The 21,305-nt window shown below is 71.4% G+C and carries 17 protein-coding genes and 1 riboswitch; of the genes, 11 read left to right on the top strand and 6 right to left on the bottom strand.

The window, feature by feature from the left end; all coding sequences use genetic code 11:
* Positions 1 to 13: 13 nt before the first annotated feature.
* Complete coding sequence (locus MQE23_RS26425; RefSeq protein ID WP_020271218.1) at positions 14 to 1,507, bottom strand: MFS transporter; 1,494 nt, start codon at positions 1,505 to 1,507, stop codon at positions 14 to 16.
* Between the two features lie 441 nt (positions 1,508 to 1,948).
* On the opposite strand from MQE23_RS26425, the gene MQE23_RS26430 reads away from it, so the two are divergent.
* Positions 1,949 to 2,737: an ABC transporter ATP-binding protein gene (locus MQE23_RS26430; RefSeq protein WP_037667957.1), complete on the top strand. Its 789-nt coding sequence runs from the start codon at positions 1,949 to 1,951 to the stop codon at positions 2,735 to 2,737.
* Positions 2,734 to 5,313, top strand: a complete 2,580-nt coding sequence (locus tag MQE23_RS26435) for an FtsX-like permease family protein (protein ID WP_243380469.1) — start codon at positions 2,734 to 2,736, stop codon at positions 5,311 to 5,313. Before MQE23_RS26430 ends, MQE23_RS26435 begins: the two co-directional genes overlap by 4 nt.
* 106 nt (positions 5,314 to 5,419) lie before the next feature.
* On the opposite strand, the gene MQE23_RS26440 is transcribed toward MQE23_RS26435, so the two are convergent.
* On the bottom strand, positions 5,420 to 6,859 hold the full coding sequence (locus MQE23_RS26440) for a DUF2079 domain-containing protein (protein ID WP_243380470.1): 1,440 nt from the start codon (positions 6,857 to 6,859) through the stop codon (positions 5,420 to 5,422).
* Between the two features lie 251 nt (positions 6,860 to 7,110).
* Here MQE23_RS26440 and mfd point away from each other — a divergent pair, with 251 nt between their 5' ends.
* A complete protein-coding gene (mfd, locus tag MQE23_RS26445; RefSeq protein WP_243380471.1) occupies positions 7,111 to 10,644 on the top strand; it encodes a transcription-repair coupling factor in 3,534 nt (1,177 codons plus the stop codon).
* A 13-nt stretch (positions 10,645 to 10,657) separates the two neighbouring features.
* Here mfd and MQE23_RS26450 read toward each other — a convergent pair whose 3' ends face one another.
* The 3 genes from MQE23_RS26450 to MQE23_RS26460 form a co-directional block, all read right to left on the bottom strand.
* Positions 10,658 to 11,029 (bottom strand): MerR family transcriptional regulator, encoded by a 372-nt coding sequence (locus tag MQE23_RS26450; RefSeq protein WP_243382760.1) that lies wholly within the window; start codon positions 11,027 to 11,029, stop codon positions 10,658 to 10,660.
* Between the two features lie 26 nt (positions 11,030 to 11,055).
* On the bottom strand, positions 11,056 to 11,817 hold the full coding sequence (locus MQE23_RS26455) for an SDR family oxidoreductase (RefSeq protein WP_243380472.1): 762 nt from the start codon (positions 11,815 to 11,817) through the stop codon (positions 11,056 to 11,058).
* 94 nt (positions 11,818 to 11,911) lie between these two features.
* Positions 11,912 to 12,109, bottom strand: a complete 198-nt coding sequence (locus MQE23_RS26460) for an Rv0909 family putative TA system antitoxin (RefSeq protein ID WP_243380473.1) — start codon at positions 12,107 to 12,109, stop codon at positions 11,912 to 11,914.
* A gap of 164 nt (positions 12,110 to 12,273) precedes the next feature.
* Here MQE23_RS26460 and MQE23_RS26465 point away from each other — a divergent pair, with 164 nt between their 5' ends.
* The 5 genes from MQE23_RS26465 (at position 12,274) to MQE23_RS26485 (ending at position 17,281) form a co-directional block, all read left to right on the top strand.
* Complete coding sequence (locus tag MQE23_RS26465) at positions 12,274 to 13,050, top strand: HNH endonuclease family protein (protein WP_037673973.1); 777 nt, start codon at positions 12,274 to 12,276, stop codon at positions 13,048 to 13,050.
* 127 nt (positions 13,051 to 13,177) lie between these two features.
* Positions 13,178 to 14,476, top strand: a complete 1,299-nt coding sequence (locus MQE23_RS26470) for an MFS transporter (protein WP_243380474.1) — start codon at positions 13,178 to 13,180, stop codon at positions 14,474 to 14,476.
* A 40-nt stretch (positions 14,477 to 14,516) separates the two neighbouring features.
* On the top strand, positions 14,517 to 15,260 hold the full coding sequence (locus MQE23_RS26475) for an N-acetyltransferase (protein WP_020277276.1): 744 nt from the start codon (positions 14,517 to 14,519) through the stop codon (positions 15,258 to 15,260).
* 307 nt (positions 15,261 to 15,567) lie between these two features.
* Positions 15,568 to 16,221 (top strand): SurA N-terminal domain-containing protein, encoded by a 654-nt coding sequence (locus MQE23_RS26480; RefSeq protein ID WP_020277277.1) that lies wholly within the window; start codon positions 15,568 to 15,570, stop codon positions 16,219 to 16,221.
* Between the two features lie 67 nt (positions 16,222 to 16,288).
* Positions 16,289 to 17,281 carry a nucleoside triphosphate pyrophosphohydrolase gene (locus MQE23_RS26485; RefSeq protein WP_243380475.1) on the top strand — a complete coding sequence of 331 codons (993 nt, stop codon included), beginning with the start codon at positions 16,289 to 16,291 and terminating at the stop codon, positions 17,279 to 17,281.
* A gap of 16 nt (positions 17,282 to 17,297) precedes the next feature.
* Here the strand turns inward: MQE23_RS26485 and MQE23_RS26490 are convergent, their stop codons facing one another.
* On the bottom strand, positions 17,298 to 17,681 hold the full coding sequence (locus MQE23_RS26490; RefSeq protein ID WP_020277279.1) for a hypothetical protein: 384 nt from the start codon (positions 17,679 to 17,681) through the stop codon (positions 17,298 to 17,300).
* Positions 17,682 to 17,772: 91 nt separating this feature from the next.
* Here MQE23_RS26490 and MQE23_RS26495 point away from each other — a divergent pair, with 91 nt between their 5' ends.
* The 3 genes from MQE23_RS26495 to MQE23_RS26505 all read left to right on the top strand — a co-directional run bounded on the left by MQE23_RS26495 (position 17,773) and on the right by MQE23_RS26505 (position 21,187).
* Positions 17,773 to 19,032, top strand: a complete 1,260-nt coding sequence (locus tag MQE23_RS26495) for a cytochrome P450 (protein WP_037673975.1) — start codon at positions 17,773 to 17,775, stop codon at positions 19,030 to 19,032.
* Between the two features lie 154 nt (positions 19,033 to 19,186).
* Positions 19,187 to 20,116, top strand: coding sequence for a transglycosylase family protein (locus MQE23_RS26500; RefSeq protein ID WP_243380476.1), 930 nt, complete (start codon positions 19,187 to 19,189; stop codon positions 20,114 to 20,116).
* Between the two features lie 228 nt (positions 20,117 to 20,344).
* A riboswitch (cyclic di-AMP (ydaO/yuaA leader) is annotated at positions 20,345 to 20,511 on the top strand.
* Between the two features lie 4 nt (positions 20,512 to 20,515).
* A complete protein-coding gene (locus MQE23_RS26505) occupies positions 20,516 to 21,187 on the top strand; it encodes a transglycosylase family protein (protein WP_020277282.1) in 672 nt (223 codons plus the stop codon).
* Positions 21,188 to 21,305 lie beyond the last annotated feature (118 nt).

A 21,305-nucleotide genomic window follows, 5' to 3' on the forward strand; every position in this document is an offset into this window, starting at 1 on the left:
AGGATACGTACGGTCAGTCCTTGAGCACCGGGAATTTCCGGGGCGCGAGGAACAGCAGCACCAGGAACGCCAGGGCCGCCGCGCAGGACGCGCCCAGGTAGACGGCGTGCACCGCGTCGGCGATCGCCCGCCGGGTCGCCTCCGGCGCGGTGCCCGAACCGAGGGCCCGGGTCACCGAGTCGAGGTCGCCCGCACCGCCGAGCCGGGCGGCCAGCACCCCGTTGGCGACCGCGCCGAAGACCGCCGCGCCGATCGTCTGGCCGGTCTGGCGGCAGAACAGCACGGACGCGGTCGTCGTGCCGCGCTCCGCCCATCCCACCGTCGACTGCACGCCGACGATCAGCGGCAACTGGAACAGTCCCAGCGCGGCACCGAGCAGCAGCATCAGCAGGGTCGGCTGCCAGGCCTGCCCGGGATACGGCAGGAACGGGAACGCGAACAGGATCAGCGCGGCCGCTCCGATGCCCAGCATCGCGGTGTTGCGGAAGCCGATCCTGCGGTACACGTGCTGGCTCAGCGCCGCCGATACGGGCCAGCTCAACGTCCATACGGAGAGCACGAATCCGGCGGCCACCGGCGCGAGGCCCAGCACCGACTGGGCGTAGGTGGGCAGGAACACCGCCGGCGCCACCATCAGCAGGCCCAGCGCGCCCAGGGCGAGATTGACCGCGGCGATCGTACGGCGCCGCCACACCCAGCCCGGGATGACCGGCTCCGCCGCCCGGCGCTCCACCAGCACCACGACCGCGACCAGGGCAAGTCCCGTACCGAACAGGGCGAGTGAGGGCGCCGACAGCCACGGCCATGCCACCCCGCCCTGGACCAGGGCCGTGAGCAGCACGCCGCCGCAGGCGAACACCGCGAGGGCGCCGGCCCAGTCCACGCGCGCGTGCCCGCCGCTTTCCCGCTCCGGCTCGTGGAGGTGACGGACGATCAGCCACAGCGCGACCGCGCCGATCGGCAGATTGACCAGGAAGATCCAGCGCCAGTCCGCGTAGGCGGCGAGCACACCGCCGATACCCGGGCCGGCGACCGCCGAGACCGCCCACACCGTGGACAGCTTCGACTGGATCCTGGGGCGGTCCTTCAGCGGGTAGAGGTCGGCGGCGAGCGTCTGCACGGTGCCCTGGAGCGCGCCGCCGCCCAGCCCCTGCACGATGCGGAACGCGATGAGCGCCCCCATGTTCCAGGCCAGCGCGCACAGCAGGGAGCCGACGAGGAAGACCACGGATCCCGCGACGAGGACCGGTTTGCGGCCGAAGGTGTCGGAGAGCTTGCCGTAGACGGGCAGGGTGACGGTCACGGCCAGCAGGTAGCCGGAGAACAGCCAGGAGAAGACGGAGAAACCGCCGAGGTCCCCGACGATCTGCGGGACGGCGGTCGAGACGATGGTGGCGTCGAGCGCCGCCAGCGCCATCGAGAGCATCAGCGCGGCGACGACCGCGCCGCGTCGGCCCGTCGCGGCGGGACGTGCGGCCTCACGTGCCGCGGAACTGGTGCTTCCCACCCCGGGTCCTCCCCCTCGTGTCTGCCTGCCCCTTGCACCTACCTGCCGCCCGACAGCTTCGCACTTGACCCTGACGCTGCGGGAGGGTGGAGCCTGAGTGAGCCGACGGGTGGAGCCAACCCTGAGACGGCCTCCACCCTCCGGTGGACTGCCCCTAGGGGTACCTCCGTACTACGACCTGGGGAGGGTTCGTACCGGCGGAGGACGAGACGCGCGGGGGGCGGTCCTTAACCTGGCTTTATGCCGCCGGGGGGCGGTTGTGCACACCGGCGGGGGTGGGGTTTTCCACAGGAAAAGACTGCGCTGAGCACCAGGGCGCGGGACCCCTCCCCGCCGCGAGACTGAAACGCGTCGGACGGATTCGTCGTCCGGACTCGCGTAAAGCGGCTGTCGATCAGGCGACCGCCTTCACCATCTGCTGACCGATATAGGAGACATACCGTGACATCGGCTGTGACCATTCCCAGGCACGGGGGTACTGGAGGGCGTACGGCCGTTGCCGCGCGGGCGCGGCAGGTCGTGAAGGCGTACGGGACCGGTGAGACCCGCGTCGTCGCCCTCGACCACGTCGACGTGGACATCGCACGCGGCCAGTTCACCGCGATCATGGGCCCCTCGGGGTCCGGCAAGTCCACGCTCATGCACTGCCTGGCCGGGCTCGACACCGTCACCGGCGGGCAGATCTACCTCGACGAGACCGAGATCACCGGCCTGAAGGACAAGAAGCTCACGCAGCTGCGCCGGGACCGGATCGGGTTCATCTTCCAGGCGTTCAACCTGCTGCCGACGCTCAACGCGATAGAGAACATCACGCTGCCCATGGACATCGCGGGCCGTAAGCCGGACAAGGAGTGGCTGGCGCGGGTCGTGGAGACCGTGGGGCTCGCCGACCGGCTCAAGCACCGGCCGACCCAGCTGTCCGGCGGCCAGCAGCAGCGCGTCGCCGTGGCGCGGGCGCTGGCGGCCCGGCCCGAGATCATCTTCGGGGACGAGCCGACCGGAAACCTCGACTCGCGCGCCGGTGCCGAGGTGCTCGGCTTCCTGCGGCGGTCCGTGGACGAGCTGGGCCAGACCATCGTGATGGTCACGCACGACCCGGTCGCCGCCAGTTACGCGGACCGTGTGCTGTACCTCGCCGACGGCCGCATCGTCGACGAGATGTACAAGCCGACCGCGGAGGCCGTCCTCGACCGCATGAAGGACTTCGACGCCCGGGGGCGCACGTCATGACCGTCATGAAGACCTCGATGCGCAACTTCCTCGCGCACAAGGGACGCATGGCGCTGTCGGCGATCGCCGTCCTGCTGTCGGTGGCCTTCGTCTGCGGGACGCTCGTCTTCACGGACACCATGTCCACGACGTTCGACAAGCTCTTCGCGGCCACCTCCTCCGACGTCACGGTGAGCGCCAAGGGCGCCTCCGACAGCGGTGAGACGACTGCCGACAACGGCAAGCCGCCGGTCATGCCGGCCTCCGTGCTGGGCGAGGTCCGCAAGGCGCAGGGCGTGAAGTCCGCCGAGGGCACGGTGTTCTCCACCTCGGTGACCGTCGTCGACGGCGACAAGGACAACCTGTCGCCCTCCAGCGGCGCCCCGACCATCGTCGGCAGCTGGAACGGCAACGACGCCCGCACCATGAAGATCACCTCCGGTGTGGCGCCCGAGGGCCCCGAACAGATCATGGTCGACGCCGACACCGCCGACAAGCACGACCTGAAGCTCGGCGACGAGATCGGCGTGATCAGCGCGGTCGGCACCCACGACGCGAAGATCTCCGGCATCGCCGACTTCACCGTCACCAACCCCGGCGCGGCGATCTTCTACCTCGACACCAAGACCGCCCAGCAGACCCTGGTCGGCGAGACCGGCGTCTACACCAACGTCAACGTCACCGCGGCCTCCGGCGTCAGCGACGCGCAGCTGAAGAAGAACGTCGCAGCCGAACTGGGCGCCGGCTTCCAGGTGCAGACCGCCAAGGAGACCGCCGACGCCAACCAGAAGGACGTCGAGGGCTTCATGAACGTCATGAAGTACGCGATGCTCGGCTTCGCCGGGATCGCCTTCCTCGTCGGCATCTTCCTGATCATCAACACCTTCTCCATGCTGGTCGCCCAGCGCACCCGCGAGATCGGCCTGATGCGGGCGATCGGCTCCTCCCGCAAGCAGGTCAACCGCTCCGTGCTGGCCGAGGCGCTGCTGCTCGGCTTCGTCGGATCGGTGCTCGGCGTGGGCGCGGGCGTCGGCCTCGCGGTCGGCCTGATGAAGCTCATGGGCCAGATGGGCATGGAACTGTCCACCGACGACCTGACGGTGGCCTGGACGACCCCGGTGGTCGGCCTCGTCCTCGGCGTGGTCGTCACCGTCCTGGCCGCCTACCTGCCCGCCCGGCGCGCCGGCAAGATCTCCCCGATGGCCGCACTGCGCGACGCGGGAGCCCCGGCGGACGCCAGGGCCGGCTGGATCCGCGGTGTGATCGGCACGGTCCTCACCGGTGCCGGCGGTGCCGCCCTGTACCTGACGGCACAGGCCGACAAGGCCACCGAGGGCTCGCTGTGGCTCGGCCTCGGCGTGGTGCTGTCGCTGATCGGCTTCGTCGTCATCGGCCCGCTGCTCGCCGGCGGCGTGGTCCGCGTCCTGGGCGCCGTCCTGCTGCGGATGTTCGGCCCCGTCGGCCGCATGGCCGAGCGCAACGCCCTGCGCAACCCGCGCCGCACCGGCGCGACGGGCGCCGCGCTGATGATCGGCCTCGCCCTGGTGGCGTGCCTGTCCGTGGTCGGCTCCTCCATGGTGGCGTCCGCCACCGACCAGCTCGACAAGACCGTCGGCACGGACTTCATCATCCAGTCCGACAGCGGCCAGCTGATCACCCCGCAGGCGGTCAAGGCCGCGAAGTCGGCCTCGGACGTGGAGCGGGTCACCGAGTACAAGTGGACCAAGGCCGACTTCACCACCCCCGACGGCAAGACGCTCAAGGACACGGCGATCACGGCGGCCGACCCGTCGTACGCGACCGACCTGCGCACCGAGACGGTCGCCGGCAAGCTGCCCGACGCCTACAAGCCCGACTCGATGTCCGTCCACGAGAAGTTCGCCAAGGACCACGGCATCAGCCTCGGCTCCACGATCAAGGTCGCCTTCAAGGACGGCTCCACGGCCGACCTGACGGTCCGGGCGATCACCAGCAGTGACGTCGTGATCGACGCGGGCGCGATGTACACGTCCATCGCCACGATGGCCAAGTACGTCCCGGCCGACAAGATGCCGCTGGACTCGCTGCTCTTCGCCAGCGCCAAGGAGGGGCAGCAGGACGCCGCCTACAAGTCCCTGAAGTCGGCGCTGCACGACTACCCGCAGTACACCGTGCGCGACCAGACCGACTACAAGGAGGCCCTGAAGGACCAGATCGGCCAGCTGCTCAACATGATCTACGGCCTGCTGGCCCTGGCGATCATCGTCGCCATCCTGGGCGTGGTGAACACTCTGGCCCTGTCGGTGGTGGAGCGCACCCGGGAGATCGGCCTGATGCGGGCGATCGGCCTCTCCCGCCGCCAGCTGCGCCGCATGATCCGCATGGAGTCGGTCGTCATCGCCCTCTTCGGTGCCCTGCTGGGCCTCGGACTGGGCATGGGCTGGGGCGCCACCGCACAGCAGCTCCTCGCCCTGGAGGGCCTGGGAGTCCTGGAGATCCCCTGGCCGACGATCATCGGCGTCTTCATCAGCTCGGCGTTCGTGGGGCTGTTCGCGGCGCTCGTCCCGGCGTTCCGGGCGGGCCGGATGAACGTCCTGAACGCGATCGCGACCGAATAGCCGGCCAGGACCACCGCACACGGGGGTTGCGGAGGACGGGCCCGCCCCGGAGGTTTTCGCCTCCGGGGCGGGCCCTTTGCGCGGCCGGGGGCCGCAGCGTCCGGTATCAGCTCGCCGTGCGCCGCTCCAGGACCACGTACCCGTTGGCCTTGCCCGCGACGGCGTACTCGGCGCCGGGGTGCAGCCGCCGGGCGTAGCCCACGGGGTCGCGGTACCTGCCGTCGGTGTTCTCCAGGGCGATGTACCCGGGGGTGATGCCCTGGGTGCCGCCGAGCCAGAGGACCCGGCAGCGCGAGGTCAGGCGGCTGATCGGGCCGACGTTGGCCTCGACGGTGGCGCCGTCGGGGATCCGGGCCAGGAGCCGCTCGACGCCGGAGACGGGGGCGGGCTTGCGGTAGACCTCGGCCTCCGTGAGCTGCGCCAGCGGCAGCGAGGTGGTCAGCGCCAGGGCCGCAGCGGCGACGGCGGCCGGCAGCTGGGCGGCGTACGAGCTCAGCCACGGGCGGGGACTCGTGCGCGCGGTCGTGAGGGCGTCGGCCAGGGCGAGGAAGACGACCGGCATCAGGACCGCGCTGTAGTGCCAGTCGGTGCCCCAGTAGTGCTCGTCCCCGGACAGGAAGCGCCAGCCGAGCGTCGGCAGGGCCACCAGCAGCAGCGGGGAGCGCAGGGCGAGCAGTCCGGTGGTGGGGATCAGCAGCCAGGCCAGGGTGCGCAGCTTGGTGCCGAGGCCGTCGACGGGGCTGCCCGACTCGCTGACCTTGGTCCAGTAGTCGTAGGTCCCGGAGGTGTTGAACGCCGGGATGACCACGGTGAGGACGAGCAGCGTCGCCGCCAGGCCGAACACCGCGGCACCGAGCGCGTACGGAACCGTCCGGGGCGACGAGCCGCGTGCCCGCCACGCGACGACGAGCGCGATCGCGGCCAGGGTCAGCCCCAGGTCCTCCTTCACCAGCACCAGGGGAAGCGCCCAGCACAGGGCCGCGCGCCGGCGGTCCGCGAGCAGGGCCTCCAGGGAGAAGGCGATCAGCGGGACGGCGAAGCAGATCTCGTGGAAGTCGAAGTCGACGGCGCGCTGGACGCCCCAGGACAGTCCGTAGGCGAGGCCGAGTGCGAGACCGCGGCGGCGGCCGAGCAGCCGGGCGGCGGCGCGGGTGACCGGTACGGCGGACAGGGCGAAGAGCGCGGCCTGCGCGACCAGCAGCGTGACCGGCGAGGGAAACAGCCGGTACACCGGCGCGAGCAGGGCCGTCACCGGGCTGAAGTGGTCACCCAGGATGTCGAAGCCCGGCCCCTTGAGGTCGGCCACCGGCGCCCGCAGATGCGCGTACGCCCTCACGACCTGCTCGAAGATGCCCAGGTCCCAGGAGAGGGTCGTCATGTGCTGGTAACGGCCGACGGAGACGGCCGCGTAGGCGGCGCACAGGGCGGCGGCGAGGATCCACGGGTCCCACCGCGCGCGGTCCGGGGCCGGATCGTCGCGGGTCAGGCCGACAGGAGCCGGTATGTGGGGCTGGGGCTCTGAGGCCCGGAGGGTGGACGCGGGCATGCCGGGCCTTACGGGTGGGGGGTACCGCTCGGGGGACCGGACCGATCATGCCGTGGCGAAATCAACGGGTGGGGGTGATGTTGTGAAGGTTGGGCGGCTGATTCCCTCTTGACCCCGCACGCGCTCGACCGGAAGAGGCGTTGTCCACAGCCCCGCCGCACGGACGCGCATCGTCGTACGCTGGAGACCCCCGGCCCGCGGCGCGCGTCGGGCCCGTCGTGTTGCCCACCCCTGGACGGAAAAATCCCCGAATGAGCCTGCACGGTCTGCTCGACGCCGTAACCAAGGACGCCGCCCTCGCGGAAGCGATCAACGCGGCCGCAGACGGCAACCGCATGCATGTCGACCTGGTCGGCCCCCCTGCGGCCCGCCCCTTCGCGGTCGCCGCCCTGGCCCGCGACACGGGCCGCCCGGTGCTGGCGGTGACGGCGACGGGCCGCGAGGCGGAGGACCTGGCCGCGGCCCTGCGCTCCCTCCTCCCGCCGGAGGGGATCGTGGAGTACCCGTCCTGGGAGACGCTCCCGCACGAGCGGCTCAGCCCCCGCAGCGACACCGTCGGCCGCCGCCTGGCCGTGCTGCGCCGCCTGGCCCACCCCCGCCCCGACGACCCCGAGACCGGCCCGGTCTCCGTCGTCGTCGCGCCCGTGCGGTCCGTGCTCCAGCCGCAGGTCAAGGGCCTCGGCGACCTGGAGCCGGTCGCCCTGAGGACGGGACAGACCGCCGATCTGAACGAGATCGTCGACGCCCTCGCGGCCGCCGCCTACGCGCGCGTGGAGCTCGTGGAGAAGCGCGGCGAGTTCGCCGTCCGCGGCGGCATCCTCGACGTGTTCCCGCCCACCGAGGAACACCCCCTGCGCGTCGAGTTCTGGGGCGACGACGTCGAGGAGATCCGCTACTTCAAGGTCGCCGACCAGCGCTCCCTCGAAGTCGCCGAGCACGGCCTGTGGGCGCCGCCGTGCCGCGAGCTGCTGCTCACCGAGGACGTCCGCGCCCGTGCGCGTGCCCTGGCCGAGGAGCACCCCGAGCTCGGTGAACTGCTCGGCAAGATCGCCGAGGGGATCGCGGTGGAGGGCATGGAGTCCCTCGCGCCGGTCCTCGTCGACGAGATGGAGCTGCTGCTCGACGTGCTGCCCAAGGGCGCCATGGCCGTCGTGTGCGACCCGGAGCGGGTGCGCACGCGCGCGTCGGACCTGGTGGCCACGTCGCAGGAGTTCCTCCAGGCCTCCTGGGCGGCCACCGCCGGCGGCGGCGAGGCGCCCATCGACGTCGGCGCGGCCTCCCTGTGGTCCATCGCCGACGTCCGGGACCGGGCCCGCGAGCTGGACATGATGTGGTGGTCGGTGTCGCCGTTCGCCGCGGACGAGGAGCTGGACGCGGACACCCTGAAGCTGGGGATGCACGCCCCGGAGACCTACCGCGGGGACACCGCCAAGGCCCTCGCCGACACCAAGGGCTGGCTCGCCGACGGCTGGCGCACGGTGTTCGTCACCGAGGCGCACGGCCCGGCGGCCCGTACGGTCGAGGTGCTGGGCGGCGAGGGCATCGCGGCCCGTCACGACGCCGACCTGGCCGAGATCTCCCCGTCGGTCGTGCACGTGACGTGCGGCTCGATCGAGCACGGCTTCGTCGACCCGGCCCTCGGACTCGCCGTCCTGACGGAGACGGACCTGACCGGTCAGCGGGCGGCGGGCCGCGACGGCGCCCGGATGCCGGCCCGCCGCCGCAAGACCATCGACCCGCTCACCCTGGAGCCGGGCGACTACATCGTCCACGAGCAGCACGGCGTCGGCCGTTACATCGAGATGGTGCAGCGCACCGTGCAGGGCGCGACCCGCGAGTACCTGGTCGTCGAGTACGCGCCCGCCAAGCGCGGCCAGCCCGGCGACCGCCTCTACATCCCCACCGACCAGCTGGAGCAGATCACCAAGTACGTCGGCGGCGAGGCCCCCACCCTGCACCGCCTCGGCGGCGCCGACTGGACGAAGACCAAGGCCCGCGCGAAGAAGGCCGTCAAGGAGATCGCGGCCGACCTCATCAAGCTCTACAGCGCCCGCATGGCGGCCCCCGGCCACGCCTTCGGGTCGGACACCCCCTGGCAGCGGGAACTGGAGGACGCCTTCCCCTACGCGGAGACGCCCGACCAGCTCACCACCATCGCCGAGGTCAAGGAGGACATGGAGAAGTCGGTCCCGATGGACCGTCTGATCTGCGGCGACGTCGGCTACGGCAAGACCGAGATCGCCGTCCGGGCCGCCTTCAAGGCCGTCCAGGACGGCAAGCAGGTCGCCGTCCTGGTGCCCACGACCCTGCTGGTGCAGCAGCACTTCGGGACGTTCAGCGAGCGGTACGCGCAGTTCCCGGTGAGCGTCAAGGCGCTGTCCCGCTTCCAGACCGACACCGAGGCCAAGGCGGTCCTGGAAGGCCTGCGCGAGGGCTCGGTGGACATCGTCATCGGCACCCACCGCCTGTTCTCGTCGGAGACCAAGTTCAAGGACCTGGGCCTGGTCATCGTCGACGAGGAACAGCGCTTCGGCGTCGAGCACAAGGAGCAGCTGAAGAAGCTCCGCGCCAACGTCGACGTGCTGACCATGTCCGCCACCCCGATCCCCAGGACGCTGGAGATGGCGGTGACCGGCATCCGCGAGATGTCCACGATCACGACGCCGCCGGAGGAGCGGCATCCGGTGCTGACCTTCGTCGGCCCCTACGAGGAGAAGCAGATCGGCGCCGCCATCCGCCGCGAGCTGCTGCGCGAGGGCCAGGTCTTCTACATCCACAACCGCGTCGAGTCGATCGACCGGGCCGCCGCCCGGCTGCGTGAGATCGTCCCCGAGGCGCGCATCGCCACCGCCCACGGCCAGATGTCAGAGCAGGCGCTGGAGCAGGTCGTCGTCGACTTCTGGGAGAAGAAGTTCGACGTGCTGGTGTCCACGACGATCGTGGAATCCGGCATCGACATCTCCAACGCCAACACCCTCATCGTGGAGCGCGGCGACACCTTCGGCCTGTCCCAGCTGCACCAGCTGCGCGGCCGGGTGGGCCGTGGCCGCGAGCGCGGCTACGCGTACTTCCTCTACCCGCCGGAGAAGCCGCTGACCGAGACCGCGCACGAGCGGCTCGCGACCATCGCCCAGCACACGGAGATGGGCGCCGGCATGTACGTGGCGATGAAGGACCTGGAGATCCGTGGCGCGGGCAACCTGCTCGGCGGCGAGCAGTCCGGCCACATCGCGGGCGTCGGCTTCGACCTGTACGTACGGATGGTCGGCGAGGCCGTCGCCGACTACCGCCGCCAGCTGGAGACCGGCGAGATCGAGGAGGAGCCGCCGCTCGAGGTCAAGATCGAGCTGCCCGTCGACGCGCACGTCCCGCACGACTACGCGCCCGGCGAGCGGCTCCGGCTCCAGGCGTACCGCGCCATCGCCTCCGCCAACACGGAGGAGGACATCAAGGCCGTACGCGAGGAACTCGTCGACCGCTACGGCAAGCTGCCCGAGCCGGTGGAGAATCTGCTGCTCGTGGCCGGGCTGCGGATGCTCGCGCGGGCGTGCGGCGTCGGCGAGATCGTGCTCCAGGGCACCAACATCCGGTTCGCGCCCGTGGAGTTGCGCGAGTCGCAGGAGCTGCGGGTCAAGCGCCTGTACCCCGGAGTCGTCATCAAGCCGGCGACGCACCAGGTGCTGGTACCGCGCCCGAAGACCGCGAAGGTCGGCGGGAAGCCGCTGGTCGGGCGCGATCTGCTGGCGTGGGTCGGGGAGTTCCTGACGTCGGTGCTGGGCTCCTGACGCCGACGTCCTGTCAGGCCACCGGCCGCACGCGCGCGCCGGTGGCCTCGCGCAGGGCCGCCGCCAGCCGCTCGCGGACCGCGACCTGCGCGGCGATCCGCGCGTCCAGCACCGCGAGACGGCCGGCGGCGACCCGGAGCGCCTCATCAGAGGCGGGCCCGGCCGTGACGTCGCCGTCCAGGCACGGCAGGAACACCCGTACGTCGTCGAGCGTCAGGCCCACGTCCAGCAGGCGGCGGACGTTGCGGACGCGGACGGCCGTACCGGCGTCGTACAGGCGATAGCCGTTCTCGGCGCGTTCGGAGGTGATGAGCCCCGCCTGCTCGTAGTGGCGCAGGGCGCGCGGCGTCGTGCCGGTCGCCTCGGCGAGTTCACCGATCCGCATACGTCGTTCCGCCATGCGCGTCAGTCTCATGCGACGACCGCGCCGCCGTCCACCGGAAGGATCACGCCGGTGACGAACGACGCCTGCGGGGAGGTCAGTTGGGTGATCGCCCACGCCACCTCCTCGGGGCGTCCGACCCGGCCGAGCGGCGTGTGCGCGAGCTGCCACGCGCGGATCGCGGCCTGCTGTTCGGGGGTGTGGCCCGAATGCTCGCCGATCGGTGTGTCGATCGCTCCCGGCGCCACGGCGGCGACCCGGATCCCCAGCGGGGCGAACTCGACCGCCCAACTGCGCGTGAGCACCTCCAGGGCCGCCTTCCCGGCCGCGTACAGGGAGTTGCCCGGCCAGGCGCGCTGCCCGACTGACGTCGTCACGTTCACGATCACGCCCCGGCTGTCCTCGAGAGCCGGGAGCGCGGCCTGCACGAGCAGGACGGGAGCGAGGAGGTTCGTCGCGAGCTGGTGCTCCACGGCTGCTCGCGTATAGGTGCGCAGGGACTGGGTGTTGACGATGCCCGCGTTGTTCACGAGCACATCGAGGCGACCGTGCCGGTCGAGTGCCGTACGGACGATGCTCTCGGGGCCGTCGGCGGCCGTGATGTCGGCGACGAGCGGGCTGATGCGGGCCGGGTCGTGAGAGGCGGTCTCTGCGAGGGGCGCCGCCCGGCGGCCCACCGCCACGACCTGGGAGCCCTCGTCGGCGAACGCGTGGGCAGCGGCCCGGCCGATGCCTGTGCCGGCGCCGGTGACGAGTACGGTGCGCGGCGTCTTCGAGTGTGGGGATGCCATGCGGCGATGGTCGGACCCTGACGTCAGTGTCAAGGTCAAGCGAAGCCGCCCGCAGGAGTTGTCTCTCCGCGGACGGCCTCTGAGGGGGGAGGCCTTATTGCTGGTCGGGTCGTTCGCGGTCGCGGTCGCGGTCGCGGTCCATGCCGAGCTGTCCCTCGACCCGCTGCTGCCCGGCGTCGATCTGGTCCTCGTGCTTGCCGCCGGTCCGCTCGTTCATCCTCTGTTCCGCGGAGTCGGAGCGATGCTTGCCCTTGTTCCGCGCCTGGCTCTTGAACTTGTCGAAGATGCCCATTCAGAAAACTCCCTCCGGAGGTGACTCAGAACCGACGATACGCGCGGCATGCGAGGAATGCCCGTTTAGGTCTGATGTGGTCTGGACCTCTCCCTCGCTACCGTGGGGTCCAGTCACACGCCGCCCGTGCGGAGGCGGAACAGGCAAGCAGGGAGGGGCGCACGGTGAGGCGTCTGAGGGGCGGGGCGGCACTGGCTGTCGCGATGATGTTCGCGGGTTCGGCGCTGGCCGGCTGTGAAGGCCTGACCCCGCCCGCGGACGGCGGCGGACCCTCGGGCTCCGGCGTGCCGGCGGCCGGTGACGGACGGGCCGTGAGCCCGCTGGACAACCCGGACGGCACGAAGCCGGGCCTGGCGGCGATCACCTCCACCGAGGACAAGGCTCGGGCCCGTGCCGTCATCGAGAAGGTGGAGACGAAGGGGCGCGGGCCCAGGACGGGCTACGACCGGGACAAGTTCGGCTACGCCTGGATGGACTCGGCACCGGCCGACGTCCCCTTCGCCCGCAACGGGTGCGACTCACGCAACGACCTACTGAAGCGCGACGGGGAGGACCTCCGCTTCCGGTCGGGCTCGGACTGCGTCGTCATGTCGCTGACGCTGCACGACCCGTACACCGGGAAGGTCATCGAGTGGACCAAGTCCCGTGCGACGAAGGTCCAGATAGACCACGTCATGCCGCTGTCCTACGACTGGCAGATGGGCGCCTCGCGCTGGACGAAGGACAAGCGTGAGGCCATCGCCAACGACCCGCTCAACCTCGTCCCGGTGGACGGGCCGACCAACGGCTCCAAGGGCGACTCCGGTCCGGCGTCCTGGCTGCCCCCGAACAAGCGGATCCGCTGCGCGTATGCGGTGCGCTTCGCCCAGGTGTCGCTGAAGTACGAGCTTCCCGTCACGGCGGCGGACAAGCGGATGATGCTGGAGCAGTGCGGCGGCTGACACGGCACCGGGCCGCCGACGCGGCTGCCGCTCGGACGGAAAGCCCTTTCTAAACTCCGACCCGGTGTGCTGAGGTGACGGGTGAGGTCGCTGAACGAGTGACGTGTGCCCGATCGGGGAGTGCCGGATGCCGAGTGGACTCGTCGCGCTGGCGCTCGGTGGGTTCGGCATCGGTCTGACCGAGTTCCTCATCGCCGGGCTGCTGCCCCAGGTGGCGTCGAGCTTCACGGTGTCCGAGGCGGCCGCGGGCTGGCTGATCTCCGGGTACGCGCTGAGTGTCGCGGTGGGAGCGATCGCGCTGACCGCGGCGACGGCACGGCTGCCCCGCAAGCAGGTACTGCTCGGGCTGGTGGCGTTGTTCGTCGTCGGCAACCTGCTCTCCGCCATCGCGCCGAACTACGCGGTGATGCTGCTCGGGCGGATCGTCGCGGCGCTGTGCCACGGCTCGTTCTTCGGTATCGGCTCGCTGGTCGCGCGCAGTCTGGTCGCGCCGGAGAAGAAGTCCCAGGCCGTGGCGGTCATGTTCGCCGGGCTGACGGTCGCGAACGTGCTGGGCGTGCCGTTCGGCGCGCTGGTCGGTGAGCGCTGGGGCTGGCGGGCGGCGTTCTGGGCGGTCACCGCGATCGGCGTACTGGCACTGGCGGGAATCGCCGCGCTGGTGCCGGCGCGGGCGGGCCGGGTGCATCCAGCCACAGGTACAGGCGGGTCGGACCCGATACCGTCCCGGTCGGCCACCGGGACGGGCGGGGCCGCATTCGACCCGGCACCGCTTCAGCCGGCCGCAGAGGCAGGCGAGCCGGACCCGGCGCCGCCCAGCGGCCTGCGGGCGCAGGTGCGGGCCTTCCGGTCCTGGCAGGTCTGGCTGACGCTGACGGCCACCGCGCTCAGCTACGGCGGGATGTTCGGCGCGTTCAGCTACATCGCCTACACCTTCACCGAGGTCAGCGGCTTCGCCCCGGCGGACGTCGCCTGGCTGCTGATGGTCTATGGCGTCGGACTGGTCGTCGGGAACCTGGTCGGCGGGCGCGCCGCCGACCGCGACCGTGACCGTGCGCTGGTCCTCGCCCTGGCCGGACTCACCCTCACCCTGGCCCTGTTCGGGCTGCTGGCCGGCAGCGCCACCGCCTCGGTCGTCCTGGTGTTCGTGATGGGTGTGACAGGGTTCGCCAGTGTGCCCGGGATGATCACGCGCGTCACCGACTACGCGCACGGAGCGGCACTGGCCGCCAGCGCCAACGTGTCCGCGTCCAACGTCGGCAACGCCCTCGGCGCCTGGCTCGGCGGCCTGGCCATCACCGCGGGCCTGGGCTACACCTCACCGCTCTACGTCGGTGCCGGCATCGCCCTGCTGGCCACTGTCGTCATGGTCATCGCCGCACGGCAGGCCAGGTCCCCCCAGGTGGCGGACCGTGCCCCCACGCCCTAATTCGGTTCCGGCCGTGCGCCGTCCCGCCTACCGTGATCGCATGCAGCCGAAGATATCGAGCCTCGCCGACCGCCCGGACATGCTGGAGCGGGTCGTCGGGATGGCGGACACCTGGCCCGAGTTCACGATCCAGGACCTCGTGGGCGCCGCCCACTTCCCCCGGATCGCCGCCGAACTCCCGGAGTACGTCCTGTTCGCCGAGGACGAGCAGGGCGAGATCGTCGCGAACGGCTACAGCGTGCCCTTCGCCCTCCAGGCCGAGGGCCGTGGCCGACTGCCCGGGAACGGCTGGGACACGGTCCTCGTGTGGGCGTTCTCCGACCTGCGCCGCGGTGTCCGCCCCGACACCGTCAGCGCGATCTCGATCTCCGTCGCCCCGCACGCCCAGGGCCGCGGCCTGTCCGGGGCGATGCTCTCGGCCATGCGCGACAACGCCCGGGCGCGCGGCTTCCGGGAGGTCGTCGCCCCGGTCCGCCCCAACGCCAAGCACCTGGAACCGCACACGCCCATCGAGGAGTACGCGCACCGGGTCCGTCCCGACGGCCTGCCCCAGGACCCGTGGCTGCGGGTCCACGCCCGGGCCGGTGCCACGATCGACTCCGTGGCACCGGCGTCCATGACGGTGGCCGCCTCACTGGCGGACTGGCGCCGCTGGACGGGGCTGCCCTTCGACACCCGGGGCGACATCGAGGTGCCCGGCGCCCTGGTGCCGGTGCGCTGCGAGCCGGAGCGCGGGTACGCGGTGTACGTCGAGCCCAACGTGTGGATGCGGCATCCCCTGTGACCAGGCGTGGGCCCGCCGCAGAGCCCCTACGACCCGTAGGCCGGCTGGCCGACCACGCGGCGAGTTCGGGAGCGGGCTCGCCCCGTCCCTCCTGCCATACAACGAGTAACAGCTCACAACCCTGGGGAGACGAACCGCGCCGCCCCCGACCCCCGGATGCGGCTCCCCTCCCGGCCCGGTCCGCGCGGCGGTGCCGGAAGTCCCGGTGAATCGTTGGTCGAATGGGTTGGCCAGAGCCTGGCCACTGCCTACCATCGATCACCGCAAGACCTTGTGCACCGTCGCACAATCTCCTCGGGAGGTCTCCTTGCACCGCCGCCGTCGCACCGCGCTCGTCCTCACCGCCGCGATCGCCGCTGCGGCGCCCCTTCTCACCGCCTGCGGCAACGACGCGCATCCCGGCGCGGCGGCCGTGGTGGGCGGCCAGCGGATCACCGTCTCGCAGCTGGAGGACCGGGTCGGCGAGGTGCGCGCGGCCCAGCGGGCGGCCGTGCGGGACGACGCCCAGTACCAGCAGGCCATCGCCGGCACCGGCACGCTCACCCGCGACACCCTGCACACCATGGTCCTCGACCGGGTGCTGCACCGCGCCGCCCAGGACGCCGGTGTGACCGTCACCCGCAGGGAGATCCAGGAGATGCGGTCCGGCCTGGAAGAGCAGGCCGGCGGCGCCAAGGCGCTGGAGACCACCTGGCTCCAGCAGTACGGCATCCCGCCGGAGCGCCTCGAGGAGAACCTCCGCCTCCAGCTGGAGGCCCAGAAGCTCGCTCGGAAACTCGGCACGGACACCAACCGTCCGGAGTTCTGGAAGGCCCTGTCCGAGGCCTCCAAGGACCTGAACGTCGACCTCAACCCGCGCTACGGCACCTGGGACGTCCAGAAGAGCAGCCGCGCCGACGCGAAGACGCCGTGGGTGCGGGACGTGTCGGCGGCGCAGGCGCAGGCGCAGCAGAACATGTAGGGCACCTGTCCCCGGCGGCATGTGGATGACTTCCGGGGCTGCCGGCGGCGTGGGATAGCTTCGAATCGTGAACGCCAACAGCCCCGAAGCCCCCGGCCGCATCGTCCTGCTCACCACGAGCCACCGCGTCGCCCCCGGCCTGCTGTCCTGGCCCGCCTGGCAGGCGCTGCACGCGGCCGACCAGGTGCTGTGCTCGGACGGCGCGCACCCGCAGCTGCCGTATCTGCGCGAGGCGGGGATCACCGTCGACGAGGCGTCTCCGACGGCCGAGGAACTGGTCGACGCCTGCGCCGGCGGCCGCACGCTGGTCGTCGTGGCGACGGGCGAGGGCGAGCCGGCCCTGACGGACGGCCTGGCCCGCCTGGCCGGCACCGGCCGCGTCGCCATGCCCGAGCTGGAGCTGCTCCCCGCCTCCTACGACCTGCCGGGCGCCCGCCTCCTCGATCTCGTCCAGGTCATGGACCGCATCCGCGCCGAGTGCCCGTGGTCGTCCCAGCAGACCCACAAGGGCCTGGCCAAGTACGGCATCGAGGAGGCGTACGAGCTCGTCGAGGCGATCGAGGAGGGCGACCGCGACGAACTGCGCGAGGAGCTCGGTGACGTCCTCCTCCAGGTCGTCTTCCACGCCCGGATCGCCGAGGAGGGCAGCCCGGAGGACGGGGCGAACCCCTTCTCCATCGACGATGTCGCCGCCGGCATCGTCGCCAAGCTGATCCACCGCCACCCGCATGTCTTCGGCGACGAGACGGCCACCACGCCCGAGGAGGTCAAGGCGCACTGGCTGCGCACCAAGGCGGTCGAGAAGCAGCGCACCTCGATCACCGAGGGCATCCCCCTCGGCCAGCCCGGCCTGGCCCTCGCCGCCAAGCTGGCGTCCCGGGCACGCACCGCCGGCCTGGACATACCGCTCCCGCCGGTGGAGGGCATCGGCTACGACCTGCTGGCCCTGGCGGTCCGCGCGGAGGCGGAGGGCGTCGACCCGGAGGCGGCCCTGCGAGCGGCGGCCCGCGCGTACCGGGACGCGATCAGGGAGACCGAGGGCCGAGACCGACGGCCGTGACGCGGTGCCCGGCGGGTCAGTCCCGCCAGTCCAGCTGCGCTTCGGGGATCCCGAGGGAACGGGCGTGGTCCTGCGCCCGCCGACGGCCCTCCGCACGCCCGCGTGGATCCTGGCCGCGCGGATAGCGGAAGACCTCGCCGGGGAAGACCACGAACGCCTCGGTGGCGGTGTTGTAGTTGACGTACCAGCCCCCGGCCGGGTCCAGGCAGGCGGCCAGCCGCTCGGCCAGAGGCTCCGCGTCGGCTTCTTCCCCGGTGAAGTCCAGGAGCGTCCACCGCCGCGGCTGCCCGGCCGCGGCGCCCTCCACCTCCACGCTGGCGATCTTCGTGACGTGCAGCGGGACACCGGCCAGCTCGGTCCCCACCCGCAGGCTCTCCGCGATCAGTACGCCTTCGAGCACCTGGTCCTCCTCGATCTCGACGCGGTGAGAGTAGCGACGACCTCTGACAACGGCGGTCGGCGTTGCCCCGGCCGCTGCGTAGGGTCGTGGCATGCAACGTGAAGCGCCCGGGATGCCGGAACTGTTCTCGTGGGAGTTCGCGAGCAACCCCTACCCCGCCTACGCCTGGCTCCGCGAGCACGCCCCCGTGCACCGCACCAAGCTGCCCAGCGGTGTGGACGCCTGGCTGGTCACGCGGTACGCCGATGCCAAGCAGGCGCTCGCCGACCACCGGCTCTCCAAGAACCCGGCGCATCACGACGAGCCCGCGCACGCCAAGGGCAAGACCGGGATCCCCGGGGAGCGCAAGGCCGAGCTGATGACGCATCTGCTCAACATCGACCCGCCGGACCACACCCGGCTGCGGCGGCTCGTCTCCAAGGCGTTCACGCCCCGCCGGGTCGCCGAGTTCGCGCCGCGGGTGCAGGAGCTCACCGACGGGCTCATCGACGGGTTCGCGCACAAGGGGTCCGCCGACCTCATCCATGAGTTCGCCTTCCCGCTCCCCATCTACGCCATCTGCGACCTGCTCGGCGTCCCCCGCGAGGACCAGGACGACTTCCGCGACTGGGCGGGGATGATGATCCGTCACCAGGGCGGGCCCCGGGGCGGAGTGGCGCGGTCCGTGAAGAAGATGCGCGGCTACCTCGCCGACCTCATCCACCGCAAGCGGGAGGCGCTGCCCGACGAGCCCGCCCCCGGCGAGGACCTCATCTCCGGCCTCATCCGCGCCTCCGACCACGGTGAGCACCTCACCGAGAACGAGGCCGCGGCCATGGCCTTCATCCTGCTGTTCGCCGGTTTCGAGACCACCGTGAACCTGATCGGCAACGGCACCTACGCCCTGCTCACCCACCCCGAGCAGCGCGCACGCCTCCAGACGTCCCTCGCCGCCGGGGAGACCGGCCTCCTGGAGACCGGCGTCGAGGAGCTCCTGCGCTACGACGGCCCGGTCGAACTCGCCACCTGGCGGTTCGCCACCCAGCCCCTCACCATCGGAGGGCAGCACATCGCGCCCGGCGACCCGGTCCTCGTCGTCCTGGCCGCCGCCGACCGGGATCCGGAGCGGTTCGCCGATCCGGACGTGCTCGACCTCGCCCGCCGGGACAACCAGCACCTCGGCTACGGCCACGGCATCCACTACTGCCTCGGCGCCCCGCTCGCCCGCCTGGAGGGCCAGACCGCGCTCGCCACGCTCCTCACCCGTCTCCCGGACCTGCGGCTGGCGGCGGATCCGGCGGAGCTGAGATGGCGCGGCGGCCTCATCATGCGCGGGCTGCGCACGCTGCCGGTGGAGTTCTCAGCGGCATGAAGTGACGAAACATCAGACCTGTGATCTTCACGTGATCTGCGCGGCATGAACTTGTGACAAGTGATCGTCTGCCGATACGTTCACCCATCATCAGCGCGGCCCGGGGGGGACCCTGCGCCGCGCCGGTCACTGCTGTCTCGCGAAAGGTCTCCGTATGCTCTCCGGGAACGGTCGGCACCGTCGCCCCCGCCAGGCTCCGGCTCTCCTCGTCGCGGCCGGGGTGACCGGCTCCGCCATCGCGATCCCGCTCCTCGGGGCCTCCGGCGCCAGCGCGGCCGACGGCACGACCTGGGACCGGGTCGCGGACTGCGAGACCGGCGGCGCCTGGAGCCAGAACAGCGGCAACGGGTACTTCGGCGGCCTCCAGTTGTCCCAGGAGGACTGGGAGAACCACGGCGGCCTCGACTACGCCCCGAGCGCCGACCTGGCCAGCCGCTCCCAGCAGATAGCCGTGGCCGAGAGAATCCTCGCCGACCAGGGGGTCGGCGCGTGGCGCACCTGCGGGCTGCTCTCCGGCCTCGAGCAGGACAAGAGCTCGGACACGTCCGACTCGTCCAGCTCGTCCGACTCGTCCGCGCCGACGGACTCGCCCGGACTGCTCGACTCCACCGAGTCGTCCTCTGACGGACAATCGACTCCGGAGGATGAAACCGCCAAGTCCGACAAGTCATCCGATTCTGTCGACTCCTCGACGCAGGACCCGTCGCCCGCCCCCGAGAGTGACAAGCCCGACAACTCTCAGCAGGACGACGGCTCTTCGGCACCCGCCGAAACCGAAACCGGCACCGCCTCCGGCCGCCACCGCGGCCCCAGCGCGGACGAGGACACCAAGACTGAGGACGGCCGTACGTCCGGGTCCACCGGACGGCACGCCTCGCGCGACGGCGAAGCCTCCCGGGAGGCGACGGACGGCTCCTACACCGTCCGCCCCGGCGACACTCTCTGGTCCATCGCGAACTCCCTCGACCTCAGCGGCGGATGGCACGCCCTCTATGTCGGGAACGAGACGGCCGTCGGCACCGACCCGAACCTCATCCGCCCCGGTCAGAAGCTCACGGTAGAGGGCGAAGCGGACGAGGAGTAGCCGGTGGGGCAGTACGGAAACGGGGGCGGAAGTCACCCCGAAACCGTGCGAGTTCACGTCACCGTTCGCGCCTAATGTCCCTTATCGGTGCGGTGAGAGATAGATCTCAGAAGCCCTGATCGTCTTTGAAATTCCGCGGATCGCATGTCTACGGTCATGACCGCTCGCCACCGCGAGCCCCGGCTGCCGCAACGCCGAATCCTGCCAGCGGCCGCACGGGAACAGTCGTCGCGTCAAGCGCCGTAGGCAGGAGCGGGGGACCCAAGGTAAGTGCCCGACCGGCCGGTTGTGCCGGAAGGGCTTGGGGTGAAGCCGTGTCCCGGGAGGGACGCGGCCGGGCAACTCAACCGGCCCGAACCCGACAGCTCACCTCGCAGGCGTCGGTGAGGGGATCTCTCCATGCTGTTTTCCGGCAAGGGCACGCACCGCCGTCCGTCCAAGGCCTCTCGGGTCATCGCCATCGCCGGTGTCACCGGTGCCGCCGTCGCCGCCCCGCTGATGGCGGCCGGCAACGCCTCCGCCGCCACCGCCTCCGAGTGGGACGCCGTCGCCCAGTGCGAGTCCGGCGGCAACTGGTCCATCAACACCGGCAACGGCTACTACGGCGGTCTGCAGTTCTCCGCCTCCACCTGGTCCGGCTACGGCGGCACCAAGTACGCCTCCACCGCCGACCAGGCCACCAAGGAGCAGCAGATCGAGATCGCCGAAAAGGTCCTCGCGAGCCAGGGCAAGGGTGCCTGGCCGGTCTGCGGCAAGGGCCTGTCGAGCGCCGGCTACAGCGGCGGCTCCGAGCAGAGCAGCGGCTCCACCGAGACCCGCCAGACCGAGCAGCAGCCGGCCTCCCGCTCCGACGAGCGCCCGGCCCAGACCCAGAAGACCGTCACCACCCCGACCGGCAAGAAGGTCAAGAAGGGCGACGGTGAGTACAAGGTCGTCAAGGGGGACACCCTCAGCTCGATCGCGACCGAGAAGAAGGTCGAGGGCGGCTGGGAGAAGCTGTTCGAGCTGAACAAGGACATCGTCACGGACGCCAACCTGATCTACCCGGGCCAGCAGCTGCACCTGAAGTAAGCAGCGGCCCACCCCGTCCCCACGGGCTCCCCGCCCCGGTGCGTCATCCCCCGTGCGCACCGGGGCGGGGTTTTTTCTGCCGGTCTTTGCGATCCGGCTTTGTTCCGTTCGGAAACAA

The organism is Streptomyces sp. HP-A2021 (genome assembly GCF_022807935.1).
GTDB lineage: Bacteria > Actinomycetota > Actinomycetes > Streptomycetales > Streptomycetaceae > Streptomyces > Streptomyces afghaniensis.

Bases quoted from the DNA above. Each gene is read 5' to 3' on its own strand.
- MQE23_RS26495 (WP_037673975.1), top strand. From the start codon at position 17,773: ATGCAACGTGAAGCGCCCGGGATGCCGGAACTGTTCTCGTGGGAGTTC.
- MQE23_RS26435 (WP_243380469.1), top strand. From the start codon at position 2,734: ATGACCGTCATGAAGACCTCGATGCGCAACTTCCTCGCGCACAAGGGA.
- MQE23_RS26475 (WP_020277276.1), top strand. From the start codon at position 14,517: ATGCAGCCGAAGATATCGAGCCTCGCCGACCGCCCGGACATGCTGGAG.
- MQE23_RS26500 (WP_243380476.1), top strand. From the start codon at position 19,187: ATGCTCTCCGGGAACGGTCGGCACCGTCGCCCCCGCCAGGCTCCGGCT.
- MQE23_RS26460 (WP_243380473.1), bottom strand. From the start codon at position 12,109: ATGGGCATCTTCGACAAGTTCAAGAGCCAGGCGCGGAACAAGGGCAAG.
- mfd (WP_243380471.1), top strand. From the start codon at position 7,111: ATGAGCCTGCACGGTCTGCTCGACGCCGTAACCAAGGACGCCGCCCTC.
- MQE23_RS26455 (WP_243380472.1), bottom strand. From the start codon at position 11,817: ATGGCATCCCCACACTCGAAGACGCCGCGCACCGTACTCGTCACCGGC.
- MQE23_RS26450 (WP_243382760.1), bottom strand. From the start codon at position 11,029: ATGCGGATCGGTGAACTCGCCGAGGCGACCGGCACGACGCCGCGCGCC.
- MQE23_RS26470 (WP_243380474.1), top strand. From the start codon at position 13,178: ATGCCGAGTGGACTCGTCGCGCTGGCGCTCGGTGGGTTCGGCATCGGT.
- MQE23_RS26440 (WP_243380470.1), bottom strand. From the start codon at position 6,859: ATGCCCGCGTCCACCCTCCGGGCCTCAGAGCCCCAGCCCCACATACCG.
- MQE23_RS26505 (WP_020277282.1), top strand. From the start codon at position 20,516: ATGCTGTTTTCCGGCAAGGGCACGCACCGCCGTCCGTCCAAGGCCTCT.